The organism is Chitinophaga varians, from assembly GCF_014529945.1.
Lineage (GTDB): Bacteria > Bacteroidota > Bacteroidia > Chitinophagales > Chitinophagaceae > Chitinophaga > Chitinophaga varians.
On record NZ_JACVFB010000001.1, the window covers coordinates 961,977 to 986,219 of the forward strand.

Consider the following 24,243-nt stretch of genomic DNA (forward strand, 5'->3'; position numbering starts at 1 on the left):
TGGGATTTAATGAGACAATAGTACTAAACGGTTTGACAGACAACTGGAACAGGATTTAAAGCATATTATCGCAGATTGCCGCCAGGGCAACAGGAAAGCACAGGAGCAGCTGTACAGGCAGCTCTATGGCTTTGCCATGGCCATTGCTATGCGTTATGCCAACGATGAGCATGAAGCAGGGGACATCCTGTGTCATGCCTTTGTGAAGATGTTCCGGAGTCTGCACACCTTTGATGAAACGAAAGGTAACTTCCACGGCTGGTTGAAAAAAATCGTCATCAACGAAGCGCTGGATGTCGTCAAACAACGGAGCCGCTTCACCAGCCTCGAACTGGAAGCGGTGGAAGAGCCTTCCGTCAATAACAGTATAATCGAAAAAACAGATGCCGCGGACATCCTGCAGCTGGTACGGAAGCTACCACCTGCCACGCATGCGGTCTTTGTGTTGTATGCCATTGATGGTTACACGCACCGGGAAATTGCCACGCAATTGAACATCAGTGAAGGAACCAGTAAATGGCATCTGAGTGAGGCAAGAAAAATTCTTCAGCAAAAATTAACAGCAACAAAGGTTTAGTGAATACAACCACTCCATACGAAAAATTAATAGCAGCGAAGCTGGACCAGGTGCCCGTTCCCGATATGGCGGACAGCATTTGGGCGAGCATTGCGTTGCAGTTGGATGCGGTTGCAGACACACCGGATGATCATTCCTCAGATGATGCCAAAGACAATCAACAAACAGACAATCACCCTACAGAAAACAATACCCCTCATCAAGCAGCGGCGAAGAAAAGCATTATACAATATCTCAGTAAAGGCTGGTATGGTTTTGCCGGCGCCGCAGCTGCTGCCACAGCACTATGGTGGTACACCAGTCACCAGACACCCACACCGGAAAAGACGGCACCTGTAAAAGCCATTCCGGAAACACATGCGCCAGCGCCACCCGACAGTAATACCACCATAACGCCGGTAGAAAAGAAAGCTGTTCCGGTCATCCTTAAAAAAGATAGCATCTCCCTGATAGAGGTGCCGCCACCGGGTGCTCCACCATTGGATTCTTCAGCAAGACAAGTTGTGCCGCCACCCGTGGTGGATTCTCCCGTCATACAACATCAGCGGTATCTTCCGCTGGAGACAGACACCGTGCAGACCGTTCCCGTTAAAAAGCCACGGGGCGTAAAAGGAATCACGCCGGATGATTACCGGATATCGGTGCAAAAAGATTCTTCCGGGAAAAAGAACTAGGAATTTGTAAAGCAGGCTAACTTCTTTTTTCATGAAATATCGTTACTTTGTCCCTGACGAAAAACCTATAATATGTTTACTTACGAACGTAAGATACCGGTAGACATGGACTGTGGCATCACCGTATACATGCAGGTACTGGGCGCTAAATGGAAACCCTGCATCATCGATATGATCCATAAGGGCTATCAACGGCCCAGCGAAATGCATCGTCTCATTACCGAAGCGTCTCCGCGGGTGCTGGATATGCAGCTCCGGGAACTGGAAGCCATGGGCGTGGTGGAAAAACACGCCGGGACTGGTTTTCCGCTGCGCTCCCATTACACCCTCACCGAGTTGGGCATGTCGCTGATTCCGCTGGTAGCAGCCATCGACAACTGGGGAAAGAAATATGGAGAGCAGGTGAAACAGGCCATCGCGGGGACCGCAGCCTGATACCGAATAATTTTTCGGTTATTGATTCTTGCAGAACGGATACGGAGTTTTGTGTCCATAAATCTGTAAGCATCATGAATAAAACACTCATCGACAGGTCTTTTTCTCTGAAGGATAGCCTATATGTTCTACTGTGGCTCGGCATTCTCTTTATTACGTGGACATTCATGCACGGAGCCGACCCATACCTGCAGCTGACACCCGAAGCACTGGGTAAATATTTTCCGGTCAGATGGTTTCTGCTGATGCATATTACGTCCGGCGGTGGTGCCCTGGTATTGGGACCATTGCAGTTCTGGAAAAAACTGCAGTCCAACAAACGGCTGCACCGCATCGTTGGTTATCTATACCTGCTGGCCATCCTCGCCAGTAGCCTCTGTGCCGTCGTACTGGCTTCTACTTCAGCCTATGCGGTCAACTGGGCCTACGCTTTCTCCCTGCAAATATGGGTGTCTGTATGGATCACCACTACCAGCATCGCTTTCTGGCTGGCATTGAAGATGAAATTCAAGCAGCACAAAGACTGGATGATCAGAAGTTATCTTGTGACTCTGGCCTTTGTAGTGTCTGGCCTGATACTGAAAATGCCGGTGATATACAGGTTGGGTAACTTTGAAGATATCAGTCCCACTTTTTTCTGGCTGGGATGGGCTATCCCGTTGTATGTCTATGAAATGATCAAGGCGGTGCGATTAAAATAATACGACTATACCCCCGCCGCTATGAGCTCTTTTGAATTCAGGTCGTCATTCACTTTCATGCCGTATGCCGTTGGCATCAATCCGGCAGTTCCATTTACAAACCGGAAAAAGGCCAGTGGTATTCGCTTCTACGGTACCACTGGCCATCAGGTTATCTTTTTCTCCCGGTTCATTGGTGTCGTCCATGAATATATCGATCATCTTTCCTTCGCAGAGCAGTACGACGTTACCGTCGCTGTCCTGTTTGGTATCTTCCTGTGAGAGCAATACCAGGTCTTCGGCAATCATCTCATTAAAATCCACATATATCCTTGGTCTATCCATGGGAGAGGGGAGGTATTAGAATTTGATCAGCAGTTTTTCTGCCACCAGCTGATTGTCTTTGTAATGTTCAAAATACCAGTCTCCGTTTCTTTTCACGACCAGGCCATGTACGGCACCGTTTTCAGCAATGAAACAATCCTGTACGGACGTTTTCAGCAGGGTCAAAACGATTTTCGGAGCGGTATCGATCAACTGGTAGCCGTTAGCGATTGCCTGTGCATACAACGTACCGGCGGCATCTTTCACTGCTGGCGTGGCAGGAGCAGGTGCTGGTGCAGCAGTCACAGGTGCGGGCGCTGGCGCTGGAGCTGGAGCTGCTGCCACGGGTGCAGGCGCTGGTGTTGATACCACTTCTGTCCGCGCGTGGGTGGTACCGTTGTACGTATACGGTTCATCCTTCAGTGAAGCGAACGCATCTCTCAGTGCCATATTGTAAGAGGTATTGAATTCTTTCTCCCGGCTTTTCCCTTCTTTACTTTTGAAGATGATGTTACCCTGACAGTCTTTTAACACCAGTGTCAGGTTGGTGGCGAACAATGCTTTCCGCTGTGTTACCTCTGCTTTCAGTGCCTCGCACTTATTGCCTGCCAGCTCCTTCGGAAGTTCTGTGTTGTCAAAATAGGCGGTGAAACCTTTTTCTTCCAGCAACATCTTCGCCAGCGTGTTCAGACCATACTGATTGTCTTCCCGCGAAAAATCAAACCGTTCGGGTATCAGCACGTATTTGTAGCTATTGATGGTGTTCTGGGCATACCCGGACACAGAAAACATTACAAGAAATAATAAAGCGAATCTTTTCATATCGGTTTTTGTTTCCCGGCGCTAAAGCTCCGGGCTGTAACATGAATATTAAATGATTGTAGCGAATATATAAAATACCGATGAAAAGATGGGCTAATCTCTCAAATGCATGAACAGGCAGGGAAAAGGGATGTAGGTTTGTCAGCATAAACGAAAGCGCCCCTGATTTGAAAGAATTTAACATCGTAGCCCCAGGGCGTGAGCCCTGGGAATAGGTGTAATTGTAATTATTTAAACAAATGGACCACCAGGTCCAGCTCAAACGTGCCATTGGTATAATTGGCCAGTCCTGCGGTCTGAGAGTGATATGTCAACTGAAAGCCGGCGATGGACTTGTAATTGATACCGGCTCCGGTGCTGAAGCTTCTGCTGGAGTGGTACATGCCGAATACGTTTAGCAGGTTTTCCAGAAAAACAAAATTGGCGCCGGCATCGATGATGTGGTCATACCCTTTCATTCCACGCAGGCATACTTTCGGCTCTATGGACGTCAGCTGATCGTTGATGGGAAAGCGGTAGGAGGCGGCGGCGAAAAACAGGTTGCGGTTGATGCCGAAATCGGAAGACTTGTCTTTTACGAGGCTGACCAGATTCGGCAATGCACCTTGCAGGGAAAGGCCTTTATGTGTAAAAGCCATCCCGAAGTCTGCTTCAAAGTAGTTGTCGCGGCGATTAAACGCATTGATGTTAGGGTCGTTCATATCACCATTGACCGCTTTGGTATCCAGCCGCCGGGCGATGAAAGCGCCGGACAGGCCGAAGTGAAGCATACTTTGTTCGTCGGCACGGAGTGGCAGGTGGTAGGCGTAGGAAAAAGCGACCTTGGTATTATTGAGCAGACCGGCTTTGTCGTTAAAAATATTCATGCCGATGCCGACACGATGAAACAGTTTATAATCTGCCGTTAGCGATTTCGCTTCGGGTGCACCGGGCATATCTGACCAGGGGCGCTGGTAGGCGAGGTATACATGCAGGCCGGTATCAATCCCTGCCATGGCCGGATTGGCGAGGTAGGGGTTCAGAAAATACTGGGCTGCCAGTGGTTCGTACAGCTGCGACGGGTTGCCGGCTGTCTGTGCTCCGGCGGTATGGCTGCCGAGCGCCCATGCGCTCAGCAGCAGTATATATTTGGTTAACGGTTTAGTTCTCATGTATGATGGTGATGAATCCTTTAAATAATGGTTTGTTCTCGCCCAGATCGATGATATAGTAGTAGGTCCCTTCGGCCAGGCGCTGCCCGTTGATGGTACCGTTCCAGTTGTTCGTATAGCCACGCTGACGATAAATCAGTCGACCGGTGCGGTCAAAGATCTTCACTTCGTTCTGCGGGTACATGTCGATGTTCTTCACGACCCATACATCGTTGATGCCGTCGCCGTTGGGTGTGAGGATATTATTGGGTTCCAGTTTGTAGTCTTCTTTTACGTTGATGGTAACATCTTTGCTGATGCTACAGCCTGCCGCGTTGGTGATGATCACCCTGTAGGTAGTGGTGACGGCCGGCCGTGCTAATGGCGCCGCTGCGGTGGCGTCGCTCAGTCCTGTTGCCGGTTCCCAGCTGTAGCTGGTGCCGCCGGAAGCGACGAGTGTAACGCGCTCTCCTCTGCTGATGGTAGTGTTGCCGTTTACCTGTACGTCGCCGGCAGGTAATGGGTTCACGGTGACGGTCGTAGCGGCGGATGACAGACCGGTATGATCAGGATAGATGGCTTTTACGGTATAGCTGCCACCGTCGGTAACGGTGAGGGTGCGACTGTCGGCCCCGGTGATCAGGGTATTGTTGCGGTACCATTCGTATACCGGTGCTACGGAGGACTGTAAGGTGACGCTGCCGCCCTGACAGAAGACAGTGTTGCCCTGGGCGGTGATTACCGGCGGTTGGTAGGCGGTGACGACGATGGTCTGTGATACAGCGGTAGCCGGTTCGTAGTTGTTGTTGCCGGCCTGTGTGGCGGTGATGATAACCGTACCTGCATTGCCTACAGTAGCCATGTTGCCGGTAATGGTCATCACGGGCGTATTGTTGCTGCTGAAGCTGACTGGTAAACCGGAGCTGGCGGTGGCGCTGAGGGTGAACGGAGCGTCGCCCTGGTTTTTGTTGGCCGGCGCGGTGAACGTGATCTGCTGTGTGGCGCGTGTGATGGTAAGGCTGCCGTTCACGTAAGTCAACGTATAATCGTTGCTGTTAAGTCCTGCCGGCGTGATCACATAGGAACCGGCATCTGTAGCCCCTTGCGCAGTGCCGCTATAGGTCACGGTGCCGGTTAAGCTGCCGGTGTTGTCGCCGTTGACAAATCCCGTGTAGTCTACACCGTTACCGCCGGTATAGGCGGCGCCGTTATAGGTACGGGTATCGTTCTTCGCAGTAACGGTCAGCGTGGCTTTGGCCACATTGAAAGTCCGGGTGGCCTGCGGCGCCGGTTTGAACTCGTTGTTGCCTGCCTGGTTGGCCGCGATGGTCACGGTACCGGCGCCCACGATGGTCACGGTATTGCCGTTGATGGTGGCGGGTCCGCTGACAACGGTATAACTTACCGGCAATGCGCTGCTGGCGGTGGCGTTCAGCGTGAAGGCGGCCTCGCCATAGGTCCTGTCGCTGATGGCCGGGAAGGAGATGGACTGGTCTGCCGGTCCTACGGTCAGCGTGCCATCTGCCAGCGTAAAGGTATAGTTGGCGGCACTTAAGCTGCCGGCGGTCACCTGTATGGGATAAGCACCGGCCGCACTGGTAACATTGGCAGCGGTGTTCAATACCGGTGCGCCGCTGATAACGTTGCTGTTATCATTGTACACAAAACCAGTGATGGTATATGTCAGCGCGGGATTGGCAAGGCCAAAGGCGCGTTGTTTGTCATCTGCTTTTACCAGTAATGGCGCCCTGGTGATCGTGAAACTTTGGCTTACCGGCGTAGCGGCGTAATAGTTAGCATCGCCGGTTTGGGTAGCCGTTACCGTTACAGTACCGACACCGGTGATCGTCAACGTATGGCCATTCACGGTAGCCGGTCCGCCGGTGACAGCGAAGGTGGCTGGTAAACCGGCATCAGAAGTGGCATTGAGCGCAAATGCGGCATCACCGTATTGTTTATTGGCGATAGCGGCAAAAGTAAGCTGCTGGCCGGCAGGAGTGACGGTCAGCGTACCGGTGGTAAACCGGAAGTCATAGTTGGCGGCACTAAGGCTGCCCGGGCTGACACTGATAGGATAAGCGCCGGCAGGACTGCTGATGTCTGCCGTGGTGCTGATCGCTGCCTGGCCGTTTACGACGCTGTTATTGTCTGCGCCCACATAACCGGTAATGGTGTAGTCAAGCGCAGGGTTAGCCTGTTTGTATGCTCTCGTTTTGCTGCTGGCGGTAACCGTCAGCATGGCTTTGTTGACCTGGAAGGTCTGCGTAGCCTGCGCCGCAGGTTGATAGTTACTGTTGCCTGCCTGGTCTGCCGCGATGGTCACCGTGCCGGCACCGGTAAGGGTAACGGTGTTGCCGCTGATGGTAGCCGGTCCGCTAACAACGGAATAAGTCACCGGCAGATTGCTGCTGGCGGCGGCATTGAGCGTAAAGGCCGCATCGCCGTAGGTTTTGTCGCTGATAGCCGGGAAGGTGATGGACTGCTGCGCGGTGGTGATGGTCAACGTACCGTTTGCCGGCAGTATAACATAGTTTAACGTAGACACGCCCATGGAGAGCAGGATGGGGTAATCACCAGGCAGACTGAAGAGATCAGCCGATGTGCTGGCATTGATCGTGCCTGCGACCACGGACGCATCGTCTCCATTTACAAAGCCGCTATAGCTATAGGTCAGCGGCGGATTGTGCTGGTAGTATTCCCTTGTTTTGTTGTCAGCTTTGATGGTCAGATAGGCCTTGGCTACCTGGAAGCTTTGATTAACAGCAGATGCGGCATTGTAATTCATGTCTCCTGCCTGATCTGCTGTTACGGTCACTGTACCGGCGCCGTTGATGCGGAGCACATTGCCATTGATGCTGGCGGGTCCGTTCACGGTATAACTTACCGGAAGACCTGCACTGCTGGTCGCATTCAAAGTGATGGGCGCATCACCGTAGGTTTTATTGGCAGGTACCGGGAAGGTAATGCTTTGGGATGCCTTAGTGATGGTGAGTGTGCCATCCACAAAGCTAAAATCATAGTTAAGGGCGGTCAGGCTGCCCTGGGTGATGGCGATGGGGTAGGTCCCTGCATCGCTGGACGCCGTGGCAGTCGTCGTGATGATCGGCGCGCCGTTGTACATGGCGTCATTATCGCCATTCTTAAAGCCGCTGGCGCTATAATCCAGTACAGGATTCGTCTGTTGGTATGCCCTCGTTTTATTGTTGGCGGTAATCGTCAGCATGGCTTTGTTGATCCGGAAAGTTTGTGTCACCTGTTGTGCCGGATCATAATTGCCGTTGCCTGTCTGGCTGGCGGTGATGGTCACGGGGCCCACACCGTTGATGCTCAGGATACTACCGCTGAGTGTAACGGGGCCACTGAGGGAATAAGTTACCGGGAGGCCGCTGCTGCTGGTGGCGGCGAGCGTAAAGGCTGCGTCGCCGTATGTTTTGTCGCTGATAGCCGGGAACGAGATGGCCTGTTGCGCCACCATGATGGTCAGCTGGCCGCCTGCCGGTACGATGAGGTAATTAGCTGAACTGGTGACAGCGCTAAACGTGATGGGGTAGTTGCCCGGCAAGCTGTTAATGTCCGCAATAGTAGACAGGCTGGCGGTACCCGTTAACGCTGTTATATCATCACCATTTACAAAACCACTATAGGTGTAGGTCAGGGCAGGGTTGTTCTGGCCATATGCCCTTGATTTATTGTCAGCCTTCAGTTGCAAGGGAGCTCTGCTCACGGAGAAGATATTCGGAACAGCGTTCGCCGCATCGTAGTTGATATCTCCTGTCTGTGTAGCCGTTACCGTTATATTGCCTGCGCCGGTGATGGTGAGCACGTTACCGCTGATGGAAGCCGGACCGGTAGCGGCGTAACTTATCGGGAGACCTGCATCGCTGGTAGCGTTGAGCGTAATAGGCCCGTCGCCGTAGGTTTTATTGGTCAGCGCCGGGAAGGTAATGGTTTGCGGCAGTTTGTTGATGGTGAGTGTGCCGGCAACAAAACTGAAATCATAGTTGGTGGCGTTCAGGCTGCCCTTCGTGATCGTGATAGGGTAGGTGCCTGCGTCGCTGTTGATATCAGCACCGATAGAGACGTTAGGTGTTCCACTGACGACAGTCGTATTTTCACCGTTCACAAATCCGGTGATGGTGTAATCAGGCGCCGGATTAGCTTGTTGGTAGCTCCGGGTTTTATCATTCGCTGTCACCGTCAGGGTCGCTTTGGTGACGGTGAATGTCTGCGTCACTTGTGTAGCCGGTGAATGATTAACATCGCCGAACTGATCGGCCTTTACCGTTACGGGGCCCAGGCCGGTGAGCGTAAGCACGTTGCCGCTTACCGTAGCCGGACCGGAAACGACGTATACGATATCAAGGCCGCCGTCTGTCTGTTTGGGCAGCGTTACCGGAGTGCCATAAGGCACTTCAGCAGGAAGGGTGAAATTGATGGTCTGTGCAATTGGTGTGATCGTCAGTCTGCCGGGAGCACCTGCAAAGCTGTAGTTGTCAGCGCTGAGGAGCGTGACTACCATAGGATTGATGCTGTAGGTGCCCGCTGGGCTGTTGATGTCGGCAATGGTCATATACCCCGGCGTGCCACGGATGACCGAGGCGTCTTCGTTATAAACAAAACCACTGTAGGTACCGGTAAACGTCGGGTTAGGGGTGCCGTAGGCACGTGTTTTAGCATCTGCCGTCAGGGTGATTACTTTTTTATTCACCACAAACGTTTGACTGATACTGTTGGCCTCATAGCCATTGGTAGCGGAGGCAGAGGCAGTGATCCTCGCAGAGCCCGCGCCTCTGATCCTGATCTTGCCGGCCACGATAGTGGCTACGGCGGCGTTGTCGGAAGTATAGGTGATGATACCGTCGCCGGTGGTGGTGGTATTCGGTGTAACGTCGTTGTCACCATAGGTAACCGACATCATCGGATAGAACATCAGGTTTTGGGTCTGTGGCTGATATTCATAAGCGCCCAGGTCGATGGCGGTATTTTTGATGCGGATCTGTCCGGCGAGATCTAAGAAGTCTACCTGTAGCGGATAGCCGATGTCGTTAGTCTGCGGGTCGCCGCGGTTGATAGCAGGACTGGTCACCTTCAGGGTAAGATCTCCGGTGGCCAGATTCGTGAAACCTACATCGGAAAAAGCCTGCGTAGGGGCGTTGTTGTTATAGTACAAACTACCGACAACTGTGTAGTAATAGTTGTCGAGGCCTCCCATCAACAGTACATCTCCGCTGGTGTTGGAGGTCAGGATACTGTTGTAGGCATAGAGCCGGCTGCCGGGGTTTAGCCTGATGCCACCGCCCAGCAGATTACCGGCAACCGTGACATTGGTGAGCGTCAGGGTATTGTTTAACGAGATCGTGACAATCCCCTGGTTTGCCAGCGCCTCATTGCCGTAAAAACTACTGTTGGAGACCGTAGCATTTGCTGATGGGCCGAACCATGTTGCAGCGCCGGCACCGGCGGCCTTGTTACCATAAAAACGTGTATTCCTGATCGTTACATTACCTGCTGCGTTGGTGAAGAAGCCAGCCCCATTGGGGTTGCCAAGAGAGGCGATGGTTTTTCCGCCGGTGACGGTCACACCATCGAGGGTGACATTGCCGCCGTTGCTGGTCACCACATGGTAACTGTTGTTGCCGCTAATATTGGAAGAAGTGAGGGCGATACCGTTGGTGAGCACATCATCGTTGTCAATGTCTCCACTGAGGATTACCGGGTTGGCGGCAATATTGCGGGCGCCGGGCGCACCTTCTGTGCCGGCAAATCCGCCGTACACAGGTATATTGGGAAGCAGTACAAATGATTGATTGGGATCTGTGGTACTGGGTTTATAAGTGCCTTTGGCCACCCATATCTGCCGGATGCCGTTGGCAGGAATGGTGGCTGCTGCCAGTGCATCGCGCAACTCCGGAAGGGGAGAGCCCCAGCTGCTGCCGTCTCCGGGGGTGGCTGACTGGTTGTTGACAAACAAAATACCGGCAAACCCGGCTTTTACAACGGCCAGGTTACAGGGCGGTGTCTTTATCAGGTCGAGCGCTGTCGGCACAGGTGCGGCCATGGTATTGTCCATTGTCCAGTTGGCGCTATTCAGTATCAGTGACTGAAGTGCTGCCAATGAGGCGGCGGCTGCTATGTTACAGTTGTAGCGGCCGTTCACGGCAGTGATGTTGGGGACCTGCGCTGTAGTCAAACTACCTGGCAGCAAGGATTTAGAGGAGGTGAACTCGCAGGGGTCCAGCGAGGCGTCCCACGTGGACCGGTTGACATTAAGCCCTGCTATGATGGTGGGAAAGGAGGGGGCGCCGGTGAAAGCAAACAGTTGATCGCCGGCCAGTCCAAGACTGATATATTCGCCATTGGCAGACGCTCTGGTGGCCGCGATACCGCTCACCGAGCCGATAGTGGCTGTCAGCTTGTATTTGCAGCGGACCACTACTGCCTGCCCGGCTTTGATAACAGCACCGCCCGAGTTCCAGGCGATCATGCCGTCTGTCAGGGAACCGCCGGCGCCACAGGAGAGCGACTGAAAGCTGCTGCCTGTCCATCCAAGGTCCGTAAAGAAAATAGTGGTGTTGGCCGGACAGTCGCGCAGCATCACAAATGAAAAAGCATCGTCTTGTGTGTTGCCGTCGACATCATCGTCGAAGGTGTTAACACCGGTAAACAACAGATCGCCGGCGCCAATACTCTGTGCTTGCACAATAGGGGCTAATCCGGTTAGTAATAATATAAAAATTACCGTCCTGCGTAAAATTAACTTCATAGAGGGAAGTCTTAGGTATAAGAGATATATCGTTGTGTGGTGGCTGGTTGGCTTAGGGGTGCGGTGGAAAGTCTCCCGTTAAACAGATGACAAAATTGATCGGAAGATAAGGTTGCATGTTGTTCAGGGGCTGCCCGCTTCCTGTGTTTTGTAACTGTATGGATACTTTCAGTGGCGCCATGCGATTAGTGGCATGTTTAGCAGTGCTGTACGCCTGTTGACCATTGGTGATGGCCATGTTGGCGTTATCAGGGGATGTCAGTTGACCGGGATTTTCACCTAACACGGGTTGGTAAACGTTACCTGATATCACATGGGTATGAGATGGTAATTGGTTGGCGGTGATGAACTCATTTTCACGGCCCATGACCATCCCCGGTATATATTGGATGCCGGCCTGTATCCCTGCGTGCACGGGCACTCTGCCGCGAAGGTCCGGCAGCGCGAAAGTTGTTTGCCCGTTGCCGCCATAGGTAGTGCCAAGGAGCGTAAACAGCGTCGAGTGTTGTGCGATACTCAATAGCTGTCCGTCACAGAAGGCCCAGCCATAGGGGGCAAATGAACCTGCAAATATTCTTAATTCTCCGATATAAGGCATAAATAGTACTGTTGTAGGGTGAATACTAGCTCCGTGGAGGAAACAATCCGGTGATGGCAATAAAAAACTGAACACTCAGATAAGGCTGCATATTGTCAAGAGCGGGGGGAGTTGTACCATTATTGACGGTCAGTGTTGCAGGCAGACTGGCGCTCACTCCCGGACCGGCAGTAAGGCTGTACAGGTTGCCGGTTGTGGAGGTGCCGGAGAATGCTCCCACCGGATTATGTGTATTGTTATTGTCGCCGGCCGGCAGGCTAAGACTGTTGCTTTTCACATTATGTGTATGCGGTGGCAGCTGGCTGGCAGTAAGGGTTTCATTGATGATGCCACCTTCGACTCCCTGATTGTACAAACTCAGGCCCGGACCCTGACGGGGGCCGATGGGCACTTTCCCCTGCAGGTTAGGCAGGTAGAACGCGGTGGTGGTATAAGGTTTGTACAGGTCCCCTAACACGGCAAAAAGTGCCTGGTTTTGCGCAATGGACATCGCTGCTCCGTTACATAAAGCATAACCTCTGGGTGGGGCCTGGAACGCAGCCATGATGATATCGCCCATTTGCTGGCTTGTCTTAGTGCCTCCACTGGGATATATCCCTTGTGTGGCAATGACATAATTCATGCAGAGGCCCGGCATCATATTATTAACCCGCTGGTTGGCAGTGGCATTGAGGTCGGTGGTAAATGCAGCTCCCTGTGGGGTAGTCATTTCCGTTACATTCAATGCCATCATCTTGTCGTCGGCCTGGTAGCTGAAACGCGGCTTACCGGTGACAGGCGCGGGATAAGCATTGGCAGGAGATGATGCGTCAGCAGTAGTGCCGGTTTTCATCTGTATCTGCGCGCCCGGAGCGATGCTGTGGGTATGACCGCTGATATGGGCGGCTGTCAATGGCTTATCGGCAGTGCCTTTGGCTTCTCCTAAGGGATAGCTGTTGTTGGTACATAAAGGTATCCGGCCTTGTAAGTCCGGCAGCCTGAAAGTAGAAATACCATCTCCACCGTAGGTGTTGCCGAGTAGTGAGAATAATGCTTCATTGCCGCTGATGGGGAGCTCCTGACCGTTGCAAAGCTCAAATCCGATAGGGGCATAGTTAAGGGCTATAAGGAATATCTCCCCGAGAAACGCCTCGTCCATGTGGTTGTGTGATTTAGATAAAGGGATACGTTTGGTCGCGTCTGAACCGCCGCAAAAATATCATATAATTTTTCCTGTACAATAAATTATTTCGTAAAATGTATATCTTTACGCCCATTCTTCCGTTCCCTATAACATATGAATAAAGATCGCCGCGCTTTTCTGCGCAATACCTCTCTCGCTACAGGCTTGCTGTTGCTGCAACAACCATTCAGATCACTGGCTGCCACCACCGGCAACGCTACTTACCTTCCCGGTAATAACCGTGCGCTTCAGATATGGCATACCAATGATATGCACGGACAGGTACCTCGCCTGCGCCCATCCGGCGATCAGGGCATATTGCTGGACGCGGGCGACTTCCTTCACGGGACGGCTAACGGTAATGTACATAGGGAAACCATCGACGCCATGAACCGCGCCGGCTATCACGCGGCTACTATCGGTAATCGTGAACTGGCAGGTGGACAGGCTGCCCTGGCTGCCCTGATACCTCATATGCAATTCGCATTGGTCAACTGTAACTACCAATTTACGGATAAAACATTGGCCCGTCAGGTGCTGCCTTATAAAATCGTATATGCGGGATCGTTAAAAGTAGGTATTACCGGCGTAGGCCCGGCATTACCGGCTGATAGCGGCGTCACATTCCTGCCGCCGGTACAGGCGGCCAACGATATGGCTGTTCGCCTGAAGGAAGAACACGGTTGCCACATCGTAGTATGCCTCTCACATCTGGGTTTCCAACAACCGGAAGGCGTGGCAGACAACCGCGATGTAGCCGCCGGCTCTACCCACATCGATTGGGTGGTTGGCGGGCATCAACAGAAAATCATTCGCACCACTATGGTGTTGCACAACGCCAACCAGCATGAAGTATACCTCAGTCAATCCGGCGCCAACGGATCGATGATCGGCTCCATGAAAATGCTGTTCGATGAAACCCGCAGGAGATCAGGTATCGAGCCTGGTTGTATCATGGCCTGAGCTAGACGGAGATCAATCGTGTGCCGCAAATGATTACATTTGCCAGCGTATTATTGATTTTAGCCCATGTACGCATTTCAGAAGTTTGCCAGACTGTTCCCCGCTTATGAAGATGTTTTCGATACTGATGTTCACTTACATCAGCAACACTTCCTGCCACTTGTTTCCATCAACCTCCGCGCGATATATCCTGATCGCGATGAATGGCTGCACATCGTCTCTGTTAAAGCATTTTACGACGGCAGGGTGGGCGAGTCCAAAGAACAATATCACACTCCGTTCACCCAACCGGATATCATTGGTTTTGATGTGATAAGTGGTAAGTACCGTTTTGAGGCCGACTGGCGTTATTTTGAAAACTATAGCGTTATTCCGGAAGAGCAATACGCGAGCGATTTCCCCGATCAGCAAATTGAATACAACATGAATGAAGCCATGTACCAGTTGAAGAAAGGGTATTTTGAGCAGTATGGTCAGTTGTATGAAGGTGATTTTAACCGCCCTGGTTTACAGGTAAATGATATCCGCCGCCTGGAACGGCTACGCGCCTTAACACCGGCAGACCTAAAGAAAGATGTTGTATCGGATTATCTGGCAGAACTGCACCAGGAGCGGCCTGCCGGCATATTTACCACACTCGCGCCGGAGGCGTTTCCGGATGATGCGCCCATTGATCCTTCCTTTGAATACATCGGTACCATCGACGGCAGTGAATTTCAGCACACTGCGCCGGATAGCATCAGCCTTTTCTATAGCCCGGCGTTACACAAAGCGACGGTCATCTTCGGCAATACGTGACAAAGCAACCGGAAGACGGCCCCCGCACTTAATGAATTGTTAACCATCCGTGTATGCCTGACAATTTTATTGTGTGCTATAATCTTTCATGGAAGCATCATTCCAGGGCTGCATGAGGTAGTGGTCGGGGAAAGCAGGCCGCATTTATTTTAACGGATATTTATAATAAAATTAATGATGATCGTCAACAGGGATGGGCACAAAAATCCGTATATTTATCCCTATAAACGATACCATGAAACAGTTGCTGTTAACCACCCTGATGTGGCTGTTTTCCCTTACCGTCTTTGCACAGCAAAAAGTGAACCTGGCAAAACTATTATTTGATGAAGCGCCCGCGAAAGTACTGCAGGGCATCGCCGGTGTGCGGGAAGGGAAGATGTATGACCTCACCAATATGATCTCCTATGGCATAGATAGTAAAGGAGCCTTGTTATTTGACCGCTATGCGCCCCCACATATAGAGCTGCTGGCCTATAATGATAAAGTGGCGGGATATGCTTTCCGGATATTGAGTTATTCGGCGCAGCAGGAGATAAAAGATTATCTGGAAGACCACTACGCCCTGAAGCTGGCCGATTCTTCCCACCTGGGTAGACAGTACGGCTATACGGACAGTCAGGTGACGATTAAATTCCAGACCGTGCCGGAAGCTGATTTTAAGCAGGGGAGGAACGGTTACCTCGATATAAAAACGAAGACGCTGACCAAAGCGATAGCGATACAGGAAGAACGATTTAAAAAGGCGCACTAGGAAGTGCGCCTTTTTTTATTTGTTCAGGTCAATGTATTTGTAATGCGAAACATAGGTACTGGTGCCAGGGAAGGCGCCGAAGTCCTGCTGCCGGGCGGTATCAGTGGCCGGCAGGTTTTTATCATTCATCGAACGGCTGCGAATGATTTGATATTGCAGCTTACCGGCGCCATCTGTTACCGTGGTGGTTTGGAGCATATTGGCAGAAAGTTGCTGGACGTTGGGGATATACTCCCGTAGCAGATGCAAAGCTGTCATGGATTTAAAGATATTCGGCACATCACTGTAAGTATGTTTATAGATACTGACAAGTTCCATCGCAAGGGTGCTTTGGTTGGTCATGTACGCCTTTTCTTCCACCACATTATCTCCCTGCCAGGTGTATTCCCAGATTTTGTGCGCCCGTATATCCTCGTGTTTGAAAACAACTTTTACAATCCTGTTGTTTTCGTATACCAGCGAATCATACCGTGTGTTGGCATATCCCGGTTCATAGTATCGTACTATCTGATTGTTGAGAAGCCGGGTTTCCGTAATTACTTTGGGAGTGCCTGTCAGGCCGAATTGCCGGGTCAGACTAACGATGTTGTTCTTATCATATCCCGCGGTGTATTTGAAATAGAAGTCCATGGTTTCGCTCTGGAATGTCTCCCGGAAATTGAACGTCTTATCAGGATTGTAAGCGAACACGGTGCTGTCTTTGATTTTAGCGGGTTCTCCGTTGTTGTCAAGATGGACACCGATGATTCCCGTAACGCGCCAGTCTGGTGTTTTAGGCACTTCGGGTGTAACGATGTCGTCTGATTTGTTGCTGCTGCAGCTGGCAGCCATGAGTGCCAGCGCTGTCATACCAAGCCACACTTTTTTCATGCAGGTAATGAGTCTTTTTTTTGATGTATGTAAATTGGTTTCCGTTATTTTTTATTCAGGTCAATATATTTTGAGCGGGATACACTGTACAGCTGACGGGTACCGGCTACTGCATCGGTATACCAGAGGCTGTCTGTGGCGGGCAGGTTGTTCTCGTCAAGGGTATAGCTCAGGGTGTATGTATATAAAATTTTGCCGTCTGTTGCAAAAGTTGTGGTGCTACGGAGGGCATTGGCCGAGAACGTGCTGGCATCCGGTGCGCCTCCCCACAGCAAAAAACAGGGGGCAGCACTCTTGAGCATATTGGCAATGTCGGTATAGTCATATCTGGTAACAGATATATCTTTCCAGCCTTCGTTCGGCGCATAGACGTAATACTTCACTTCCTTCAGGTTATCGTGCTCCCAGGCATATTCCCACTTCCTGCTCATAGAAACCGGGTCATCGATATGTATCACTTTCACGATTTTATTGTTCTCGTACACTACAGAATCATAGCGGGTTGTTTCAAGGCCTGGCTTGAAAAAGCGGACCAGCTGATGATTGACATACCGTGTTTCATTGACAATTTCCGGGGTGCCCGTTTTACTATGCTGGTAAGTTATTTTGGCCACCTGCTGTTGATCGTACAAAGCGGTGTACAGGTAATAGGTGGCCCCGGAATTGGCGCGGGGACCTCTGAATTGCTCCTGGGTATGGAACGTCTTGTCCGGATTATAAGTGGTGATGATACTGTCAGTAACGCCGGGTTTTATCAGCGGATTGTTCCCGTACGCATAACGGATCACCGTTTCGGACAGGCGCCATTCCGGCGATGGCGGAAACACGGGCGTAATATCGTCGGACTTTTTGCTGCCACAGCTACCGGCGATGACAGCGTAAACCGTCATATAAAACCAAACTCGCTTCATAAGGGGATCATTGTGGGTTCTTATCTAGTACAGACAGGCAATATCGGGCGCAAGGTAGGTTAACTTTTTTGATGGCCAATGGATCCGGTTAAATTGGGGGTAAACAGGACGGCTATACGGGCAAAACGCCCCGGGAATATAGCAGGGCGTTTTGCTGTTGTAATTATTTATTTAGCCAGGTCAATGTATTTGTAATGAGAGACAGTGATAGGCTGACGGGGTGTGTTATTGGCAATATTCCTGTACCAGCAGGTATCGGTGTCCGGCAGCTTTTTGTCGTTCAGCGAACGTCTGTAGCTGTATTCTGCGTAAACAATCCCATCTGCCTTAGCGAGGGTGGTGCTGTTTACTTCGTTGGCAGACAGCTGCTGCACGTTGGGGTCCGACTGTCTTAACAGGTGATAGCCGGCCATGGGCCTGGACACATTGGGAACATCGCTGTAGGTGTGTTTGGTGATGTGTGTCAGTTCAAGTACCAGGGTTGTTGGATTGGCCTGGTACATTCTCTCCTCCACCAGATTGTCGTTCTGCCACGTATATTCCCATTTTGCATTATTCCGCTTGTCCTCATGCGTGTACACTACTCTCACAATCTTGTTGTTTTCATACACCAGGGAGTCATACCGGCTATTGGCATATCCTGGCTCAAAGTAACGGACCAGCTGATTATTGGTGTTACGGGCTTCTGTTATCAGCTGCGCGGCAGCGGTTTTACTGCTTTGCAAAGTTAGTTTGGTGATGTTTTGTTGATCATACACCACTTTGTAAAGGCCATAGTAAGATGGTACTGCGCCTTTGAATTCTTCCCGTGAGTTAAATGTTTTGTCAGGATTGTAGGTGATGACAGTGCTGTCTTCGTAGGAAGAGACCGTACCGGTATTGTCCACATCTCTACGGATAATTTCAGACAGATACCATTCGCCGGTCTTCGGTATTTCGGGCGTAACCGCGTCGTCGGACTTGCTGCTGCTGCAGCTGGCAGCCATGAATGCCAATGTTGCCATGCAAAGCCATGTTTTCTTCATAGGGGATAATTGATTAATTATTATATGGTTTAAGTATATGACATTGAGTGTAAATTAGTTTATTTTATTTTATATGTAAATAAATCTTCCCGGAAATAAAAAAAGTGTGTTTTCCCTTCACCCTTTTTCGGAAGATGTGTGCCTGTGTATATTACCATATACCAGAACCATAATAACAGGATTGTCGTCAGATTATATGTGAATCGCAGCTAAAAGGAGATGATGGAAATAAATCCGGATTATTTTTTACTTTGTACGGCTAACAATGAACGCGCAAGGTGGCTTATGCATCGACCAGAATCAGGAGAAGCTGTTTCCTTTGAGGAGCAGTTCAGGCAGCACTATACATTTTTATGTACGGTAGCCTATTACATCGTGGAAGACGAGGATGCGGCCAGAGACGTGGTACAGGACTTCTTCCTGTATTGCTGGCATAAACGCCATCTCATCCGGATTACACATGACTTTAAAAGTTATGCCGCCCGTGCGGTTAAAAATGCTTCGCTGAATTATCTCCGGAAGTCCGGCAAAACGCAGCTGGAAGAAATTCATGTCATCGAGGAGCTGACCCGCTTTTTCCCACTGGAAGACGAAGAAGAGGAGGAACAACGCAACAGGGCACTGTGGGCGGCGGTTTCCCGTTTGCCGGAACAACGGCAACGCATATTCCTGATGAGCAACCGTGATGGCCTTAAATACAAAGACATCGCAGCGGCCCTCGATATTTCGATCAACACGGTGAAAACACAGATCAAACTGGCATTGCAGTTTTTAAGAAAGGAATGCGGCTGGATGGCGCGGATGATATCTTTTTTATTTTTTTTATCCCGCTGGTGAAAATGCCTTCACCCTTTTTTAAACATCGATTGCCTTAATGATAATCAGATATGAATTTAGATAATAACGAGCACGATATAGACTGGGAAAAGCTGATGCAGCGGTTGGAGGACGGGCAACTGCCTTCCGGCATGACCGAAGCGGAGCTGAAAGCGCTGGCCGCAGCCAGAGAGATGCAGGCACGGTTGAAGGCCGGTAGTTTTTCGGCCGACGAAGGCTGGCAGCAGTTCACCGAAGCAAGAGACCAACGGAAAGGACGTATACGCGTATTGGTGAGGACAGCCGTGGCCGCTGCGGTAGTACTGGCTGCAGGCGCCACCTGGTGGACCTTCCGGGCCACGCCTGTTGCGCAGATAGCGAACGCCCAACCGGTAGAAAAGGTGATGCTCCGCCTGTCCGGCGGCCGTACGGTCACGCTGGGACAGGACACTCAACTGATACAAAACAACCCGATAGCCCGTATAAAAGCCAATACAGACCATCTCGAGTATGCAGCCGGCGGCGGTCAGGATCAGGTAACGGCCATGGATACACTGGATGTGCCCAGAGGCAGACAGTTCTCGCTCCGGCTGGCAGATGGCACACAGGTATGGCTGAACGCCGCTTCCCGCCTGATATTCCCGGCTGCCTTCCATGGCGCCTCCCGGGAAGTGACGGTACAGGGGGAGGCTTTCTTTGAAGTGGCACAACAGGCATCACAACCGTTTATCGTTCACGCCGGCAAATCAACCATGAAAGTCCTCGGCACCGGGTTTAACGTCAACGCCTATGGGCAGGAGCAAACCACTACGCTCGCTACCGGCAAACTGCTGGTAACAGCAGGGCAGGAGCAGGTAACGCTGCTGCCGGATGAACAAGCCATATTAAACAATACAACCGGCTCCCTGCGCAAACAACCGGTGGAAGCACACTTGTACACTGCCTGGAAAGACGGGGACCTGTTCTTCGAGGACGCGCCCTTACAGGATATTACCGCCAGCCTGGCACGCAGCTACGACTACCACTTTATATTTGACGATACCGACCTTAAGCAGATGAGTTTTACAATAGATATACGCCGCCCTGCGGCATTGCAGGATGTACTCAACCAAATCACCAAAAGTATGCAGACGGTCCGTTTTGAAGTGGACGGCCGTACGGTACATGTAAAAAAACAATAGTAAAAGAACTAAACGGCCGTCATACCGGCGATTGACAACAGGTATTTCAGCGACCAGCGGGTTGCTCCCTTAAAACTTTAATATCAGACCAACATGAAAAAATTGCAGGGCCTGCCCTTCCTGCGAGGGGCCTTACTACGCTATGTCCGGAAGGTAAGTGTTTTGCTGTCGTTTTTCCTGCTGATGGCTGCGCTCGCGGCCACAGCCCAGGAAGAGGAGGCAGCAGCCCGGGGCGTTCTTTCCCGTAAAGTATCCTACAAGGCTACCAATGCGCCACTAGGCAAAGTACTGAAAGAGCTCCGGAAAAAACTGGACTTACGTTTTACCTACAACAGTGAACTGATCAGCCGCCAGCCGGCGGTAACCGTCAACATAGAACAAGGTAGCCTGGAGGCCCTGCTGAAGCAGCTCCTGAAAAATACCGGCCTGCATTACAGCGTGGATATGGGCGGTGTCACCATTTATGAAGATAAAACGGTCAACGTAGCGCCGGCAGACCTGAAAGTGACCGGCGTAGTTGTACGCGGCCAGGTAACAGACCCAAAGGGGGAGCCGCTTGGCGGCGTTAGTATTAAAGGGCTGGAATCAAAGGAGATGACGGTGACAAGGGCAGATGGACTGTTTATGATCGTGGCCAAACCCAACGAACAAATCAGTATGTCCCTGTTGGGTATGAAGCCGCTGATGTACCGTGCCAACCCTAAGGAAACAGATATCATGAGCTTTAAAATGGATACCATCGCCCGCGATATCCAGGAAGTAGTAGTGAATGGTTACCAGAAAATTGATCCCCGGTTATCTACCGGTTCCTATTATAAACTGAAAGCAGCAGATATCATCGAGCCTGGTCAGCCTACGGTAGACAAAATGTTACAGGGTAAAGTGCCAGGGATGATGGTGATCAATAACTCCGGGAGCGTGAACGCCAAACCGAATATGCGTATCCGTGGTACTTCCACCCTCATGGGCAATACGCAGCCGCTGTGGGTAATAGACGGTATGATACGCCCCGACCCGGTCGATGTCTCCAATGCGGTGCTCAATAACCTGGTGACGCCGGGCAGCTCCGCCAATTTTGAGTTGATGGGGAACGCTATCAGCGGCCTTAACCCTTACGATATTGAAAGCATCACTTTCCTGAAAGACGCCGCTGCTACCGCCATCTACGGTACACGCGCCGCTAATGGCGTCATCGTGGTGACCACCAAAAGAGGAAAGGAAGGCCCGATGCAGCTGTCTTATAATTCCAACTTTTCTTTTCGGGCAAGGCCTTCCTATAGTGACCTGAACCTGATGAACTCGCAGGAGCGGGTAACCTTTTCCAAACAGATGCAGGAAGATCATGTGGTGTATAATGAACGAAACGCGGGCATGGAAGAGGAGCTGACCTATGAAGGGTTACTCCGTGCGTTGTACGCCAGGCATATCACCGAAGCACAATTCAAAGAAAAAGTAGCCATTATTGAAACCCGCAACACGGACTGGTTTAAGGTGCTGTTCCGCAATCAGCTGAGTATGCAACACTCCCTCAGCCTGAGCGGAGGTACGGCCAAGACAGTATATTATGCCTCAGCGTCTTACTCCGGTAACAATGGCGCTGCCAAAGAGGATGGCAACAAAGTCTACTCAGGAAGTTTCAACCTGCGTTCGCAGGTAACGCGCAGGTTCTCCCTGGACGTTACGCTGCAGAGCAGCTACCGCAAAGCTACCGGCTATTTCCAGGGTGTCAATCCGCTGAGTTATGCCTTACAGACCAGCCGCGTCTTCAGCCCGGACGACTTTTATCCGATGAAAGCGACGACGCAGACGGTAGACAATGTTCCGCTCAAGTTTTATGGAATTCCGCTGCGCATGAATATCCTCGATGAGATCGCCCGTTCCGAAAATACCTCTACCCAGTCTTCCACGAGCCTGAACCTGAACATGGATTATAAGATCGCGAGAGGGCTGGTTTTCCGCAATTCCTCCAATATCATTACCGATGCGGCAAACGGCTTTGCGGCCGCGGATGAGCAAACGTTCTATATTTCCAATATGCGCGGATGGTCTTACGGTGATCTGCCTACCCCTATGCAGAAAGATTACAGCTATCTGCCATACGGCGGCATGGCTTATATGCAGAGCCAGCAGGCGCTGACCTGGGGGCTGAGAAACAGCCTGGACTATACGAAAGGGTTTTTTAAGGAACGTGACCAGTTCAACGTCAGCCTGGGTAACGAAATCCGCAGTGCTAAGTCTAACGCCAACATATCTACGGAGCCAGGGTATTTTCCGGACCGCGGAAAAACTTTTGCTCCCGCACCCGCCAGCCGCACGGAATATTCCCGGAACGTGATCACCAGCGCGCTGGATAATTCAGTGTCCTATTATGGTACTGCTGCCTATAGCCTGATGAACCGGTACATATTCAGCGCCACCGTCAGATCAGATGGCTCCAACCGTTTTGGGCAGTTCTCCAATGCCCGGTTTTTACCGAACTATAGTGTCTCCGGACGCTGGAACGCAGCCATGGAAAGTTGGTTTCCCGCTACCACGCTGCTGACCGACTGGCAGGTACGGGCTTCTTACGGCACGCAGGGCAACGTGGTAACAGCGGTAGGGCCTAACCTGATCGCTACCTATGCGAACCCCGACAAGCCGGATGGTTTAACGGGCCTGCCGGTGCTGAGGATCAAATCCATGCCGTATCCGGATTTAAGATGGGAGAAAACCTACCAATGGAACATCGGTACCAACTTCGCCATGTTTAATAACCGCCTGCGCGTGAACCTGGAATTCTATTCCAAAAAATCCGTGGACGTACTCGATAATATTCCCATCCCTTATGAATACGGGATGAACACCATGTACCGCAATGGCAGTACGTTGTACAACAGCGGATGGGACGCGATGGTCGATATCAACGCCATCAGCCGGAAAAACACACAGCTTTCCTTTACGGTGACTACCGGCAAGGTTAAAAACCGGGTGGCCGACGCCGCTTTTCAGGATAATTTCTTTGCCTACCTGACAGGCAGCGGACGCCTGGTCGGAAAACCCATCAGCAGCTTTTATTCTTATCAGTATACCGGCCTGAATCCGGCTACCGGCGTTCCTACGTTTGGTAAACTGAACACTAAAATACCGTCCAGCAATCCGGACGACCTGTTGGTATACTCAGGGCAGCTTTTCCCGGTCATTACAGGATCGATTCAGCCTGTGTTCCGATATAAGTCATTTTCCCTGTCGGCTTTGTTTTATGTGAGCCTGGGCAGCAGCAAAAGAATGAACGACCCGTTCCGCAGCAGCTCGGAGATGACCGCCAATGGTGTTCCGGCGCCTAATGCAAACATCTCCCGGGATTATATCTCCCGCTGGCGTAAACCAGGCGACGAGAAATACACGGACTTCCCGGTGTTGAGAGACCTCGGAAATGAATCGCTGATAGCAATTCCCTACCGATATCCGTTGGCCGTGGGAAATACCCAGGACCTGAAGGTAGATCCGTATACGGCCTACCGGATGTCTGACCTGAGGACGGTCAACAACAACTACGTACGCTGCAATGCTCTCCGCCTCGGATATGGTGTTCCTGCCAACCGCCTGGCCCGGACGGGTATTAAAAACCTGGCGCTGAGCGCATCCATTAATAATGTGTTCACCATCGCTAACAGCAAACTACAGGGGCAGGACCCGGAGATTGATGGTGTTGGCACCACCGCACTGCCATTGAGCCGGCAATACACGCTGGGCATCAATGCATCTTTTTAATTCAAACCGT

19 protein-coding genes are annotated in these 24,243 nt (G+C 51.3%); 10 read left to right on the forward strand and 9 right to left on the reverse strand.

Annotated elements, in window-relative coordinates:
• The first annotated feature begins 43 nt into the window (after window positions 1-43).
• The 4 genes from ICL55_RS03475 to ICL55_RS03490 all read left to right on the forward strand — a co-directional run bounded on the left by ICL55_RS03475 (window position 44) and on the right by ICL55_RS03490 (window position 2,387).
• Complete coding sequence (locus ICL55_RS03475) at window positions 44-577, forward strand: RNA polymerase sigma factor (protein ID WP_188095678.1); 534 nt, start codon at window positions 44-46, stop codon at window positions 575-577.
• Complete coding sequence (locus tag ICL55_RS03480) at window positions 577-1,251, forward strand: hypothetical protein (protein WP_188094643.1); 675 nt, start codon at window positions 577-579, stop codon at window positions 1,249-1,251. The genes ICL55_RS03475 and ICL55_RS03480 overlap by 1 nt, the downstream gene beginning before the upstream one ends.
• Before the next feature lie 72 nt (window positions 1,252-1,323).
• The gene (locus ICL55_RS03485; RefSeq protein ID WP_188094644.1) at window positions 1,324-1,686 is read left to right on the forward strand and encodes a winged helix-turn-helix transcriptional regulator; all 363 of its coding nucleotides are present in this window, start codon (window positions 1,324-1,326) and stop codon (window positions 1,684-1,686) included.
• 74 nt (window positions 1,687-1,760) lie between these two features.
• Window positions 1,761-2,387: a DUF2306 domain-containing protein gene (locus ICL55_RS03490; RefSeq protein WP_188094645.1), complete on the forward strand. Its 627-nt coding sequence runs from the start codon at window positions 1,761-1,763 to the stop codon at window positions 2,385-2,387.
• A gap of 45 nt (window positions 2,388-2,432) precedes the next feature.
• On the opposite strand, the gene ICL55_RS03495 is transcribed toward ICL55_RS03490, so the two are convergent.
• The 6 genes from ICL55_RS03495 to ICL55_RS03520 all read right to left on the reverse strand — a co-directional run bounded on the left by ICL55_RS03495 (window position 2,433) and on the right by ICL55_RS03520 (window position 13,141).
• The gene (locus ICL55_RS03495) at window positions 2,433-2,711 is read right to left on the reverse strand and encodes a hypothetical protein (RefSeq protein WP_188094646.1); all 279 of its coding nucleotides are present in this window, start codon (window positions 2,709-2,711) and stop codon (window positions 2,433-2,435) included.
• A 15-nt stretch (window positions 2,712-2,726) separates the two neighbouring features.
• The gene (locus tag ICL55_RS03500) at window positions 2,727-3,512 is read right to left on the reverse strand and encodes a hypothetical protein (protein ID WP_188094647.1); all 786 of its coding nucleotides are present in this window, start codon (window positions 3,510-3,512) and stop codon (window positions 2,727-2,729) included.
• 227 nt (window positions 3,513-3,739) lie between these two features.
• Entirely contained in the window at window positions 3,740-4,663 is a 924-nt protein-coding gene (locus ICL55_RS03505; RefSeq protein ID WP_188094648.1) for a PorP/SprF family type IX secretion system membrane protein, read from the reverse strand.
• The gene (locus ICL55_RS03510; RefSeq protein ID WP_188094649.1) at window positions 4,653-11,342 is read right to left on the reverse strand and encodes an MBG domain-containing protein; all 6,690 of its coding nucleotides are present in this window, start codon (window positions 11,340-11,342) and stop codon (window positions 4,653-4,655) included. Before ICL55_RS03510 ends, ICL55_RS03505 begins: the two co-directional genes overlap by 11 nt.
• 115 nt (window positions 11,343-11,457) lie before the next feature.
• Window positions 11,458-12,003 (reverse strand): phage tail protein, encoded by a 546-nt coding sequence (locus ICL55_RS03515; protein ID WP_188094650.1) that lies wholly within the window; start codon window positions 12,001-12,003, stop codon window positions 11,458-11,460.
• Window positions 12,004-12,028: 25 nt separating this feature from the next.
• Window positions 12,029-13,141 (reverse strand): phage tail protein, encoded by a 1,113-nt coding sequence (locus ICL55_RS03520; RefSeq protein WP_188094651.1) that lies wholly within the window; start codon window positions 13,139-13,141, stop codon window positions 12,029-12,031.
• A gap of 138 nt (window positions 13,142-13,279) precedes the next feature.
• Between ICL55_RS03520 and ICL55_RS03525 the strand changes: the two genes are divergently transcribed.
• The 3 genes from ICL55_RS03525 to ICL55_RS03535 all read left to right on the forward strand — a co-directional run bounded on the left by ICL55_RS03525 (window position 13,280) and on the right by ICL55_RS03535 (window position 15,680).
• On the forward strand, window positions 13,280-14,128 hold the full coding sequence (locus ICL55_RS03525) for a bifunctional metallophosphatase/5'-nucleotidase (RefSeq protein WP_188094652.1): 849 nt from the start codon (window positions 13,280-13,282) through the stop codon (window positions 14,126-14,128).
• A 66-nt stretch (window positions 14,129-14,194) separates the two neighbouring features.
• Window positions 14,195-14,926: a hypothetical protein gene (locus ICL55_RS03530; protein ID WP_188094653.1), complete on the forward strand. Its 732-nt coding sequence runs from the start codon at window positions 14,195-14,197 to the stop codon at window positions 14,924-14,926.
• A gap of 235 nt (window positions 14,927-15,161) precedes the next feature.
• Window positions 15,162-15,680, forward strand: a complete 519-nt coding sequence (locus tag ICL55_RS03535) for a hypothetical protein (RefSeq protein WP_188094654.1) — start codon at window positions 15,162-15,164, stop codon at window positions 15,678-15,680.
• A gap of 15 nt (window positions 15,681-15,695) precedes the next feature.
• Here ICL55_RS03535 and ICL55_RS03540 read toward each other — a convergent pair whose 3' ends face one another.
• From ICL55_RS03540 to ICL55_RS03550, 3 genes are all read right to left on the reverse strand, one after another.
• Window positions 15,696-16,550 carry a hypothetical protein gene (locus tag ICL55_RS03540; RefSeq protein WP_188094655.1) on the reverse strand — a complete coding sequence of 285 codons (855 nt, stop codon included), beginning with the start codon at window positions 16,548-16,550 and terminating at the stop codon, window positions 15,696-15,698.
• Between the two features lie 44 nt (window positions 16,551-16,594).
• On the reverse strand, window positions 16,595-17,461 hold the full coding sequence (locus tag ICL55_RS03545; RefSeq protein ID WP_188094656.1) for a hypothetical protein: 867 nt from the start codon (window positions 17,459-17,461) through the stop codon (window positions 16,595-16,597).
• A 167-nt stretch (window positions 17,462-17,628) separates the two neighbouring features.
• Window positions 17,629-18,465: a hypothetical protein gene (locus ICL55_RS03550; RefSeq protein ID WP_223151294.1), complete on the reverse strand. Its 837-nt coding sequence runs from the start codon at window positions 18,463-18,465 to the stop codon at window positions 17,629-17,631.
• A gap of 306 nt (window positions 18,466-18,771) precedes the next feature.
• Between ICL55_RS03550 and ICL55_RS03555 the strand changes: the two genes are divergently transcribed.
• The 3 genes from ICL55_RS03555 to ICL55_RS03565 all read left to right on the forward strand — a co-directional run bounded on the left by ICL55_RS03555 (window position 18,772) and on the right by ICL55_RS03565 (window position 24,233).
• On the forward strand, window positions 18,772-19,323 hold the full coding sequence (locus ICL55_RS03555) for an RNA polymerase sigma-70 factor (RefSeq protein ID WP_188094658.1): 552 nt from the start codon (window positions 18,772-18,774) through the stop codon (window positions 19,321-19,323).
• 50 nt (window positions 19,324-19,373) lie between these two features.
• Window positions 19,374-20,483 (forward strand): FecR family protein, encoded by a 1,110-nt coding sequence (locus tag ICL55_RS03560; RefSeq protein WP_188094659.1) that lies wholly within the window; start codon window positions 19,374-19,376, stop codon window positions 20,481-20,483.
• A gap of 93 nt (window positions 20,484-20,576) precedes the next feature.
• The gene (locus ICL55_RS03565; RefSeq protein ID WP_188094660.1) at window positions 20,577-24,233 is read left to right on the forward strand and encodes a SusC/RagA family TonB-linked outer membrane protein; all 3,657 of its coding nucleotides are present in this window, start codon (window positions 20,577-20,579) and stop codon (window positions 24,231-24,233) included.
• Window positions 24,234-24,243 lie beyond the last annotated feature (10 nt).

Coding starts and splice junctions, on each gene's coding strand:
- ICL55_RS03485 (WP_188094644.1), top strand. CDS start 1,324: ATGTTTACTTACGAACGTAAGATACCGGTAGACATGGACTGTGGCATC.
- ICL55_RS03490 (WP_188094645.1), top strand. CDS start 1,761: ATGAATAAAACACTCATCGACAGGTCTTTTTCTCTGAAGGATAGCCTA.
- ICL55_RS03495 (WP_188094646.1), bottom strand. CDS start 2,711: ATGGATAGACCAAGGATATATGTGGATTTTAATGAGATGATTGCCGAA.
- ICL55_RS03500 (WP_188094647.1), bottom strand. CDS start 3,512: ATGAAAAGATTCGCTTTATTATTTCTTGTAATGTTTTCTGTGTCCGGG.
- ICL55_RS03505 (WP_188094648.1), bottom strand. CDS start 4,663: ATGAGAACTAAACCGTTAACCAAATATATACTGCTGCTGAGCGCATGG.
- ICL55_RS03515 (WP_188094650.1), bottom strand. CDS start 12,003: ATGCCTTATATCGGAGAATTAAGAATATTTGCAGGTTCATTTGCCCCC.
- ICL55_RS03520 (WP_188094651.1), bottom strand. CDS start 13,141: ATGGACGAGGCGTTTCTCGGGGAGATATTCCTTATAGCCCTTAACTAT.
- ICL55_RS03525 (WP_188094652.1), top strand. CDS start 13,280: ATGAATAAAGATCGCCGCGCTTTTCTGCGCAATACCTCTCTCGCTACA.
- ICL55_RS03530 (WP_188094653.1), top strand. CDS start 14,195: ATGTACGCATTTCAGAAGTTTGCCAGACTGTTCCCCGCTTATGAAGAT.
- ICL55_RS03535 (WP_188094654.1), top strand. CDS start 15,162: ATGAAACAGTTGCTGTTAACCACCCTGATGTGGCTGTTTTCCCTTACC.
- ICL55_RS03540 (WP_188094655.1), bottom strand. CDS start 16,550: ATGAAAAAAGTGTGGCTTGGTATGACAGCGCTGGCACTCATGGCTGCC.
- ICL55_RS03545 (WP_188094656.1), bottom strand. CDS start 17,461: ATGAAGCGAGTTTGGTTTTATATGACGGTTTACGCTGTCATCGCCGGT.
- ICL55_RS03550 (WP_223151294.1), bottom strand. CDS start 18,465: ATGGCAACATTGGCATTCATGGCTGCCAGCTGCAGCAGCAGCAAGTCC.
- ICL55_RS03555 (WP_188094658.1), top strand. CDS start 18,772: ATGCATCGACCAGAATCAGGAGAAGCTGTTTCCTTTGAGGAGCAGTTC.
- ICL55_RS03560 (WP_188094659.1), top strand. CDS start 19,374: ATGAATTTAGATAATAACGAGCACGATATAGACTGGGAAAAGCTGATG.
- ICL55_RS03565 (WP_188094660.1), top strand. CDS start 20,577: ATGAAAAAATTGCAGGGCCTGCCCTTCCTGCGAGGGGCCTTACTACGC.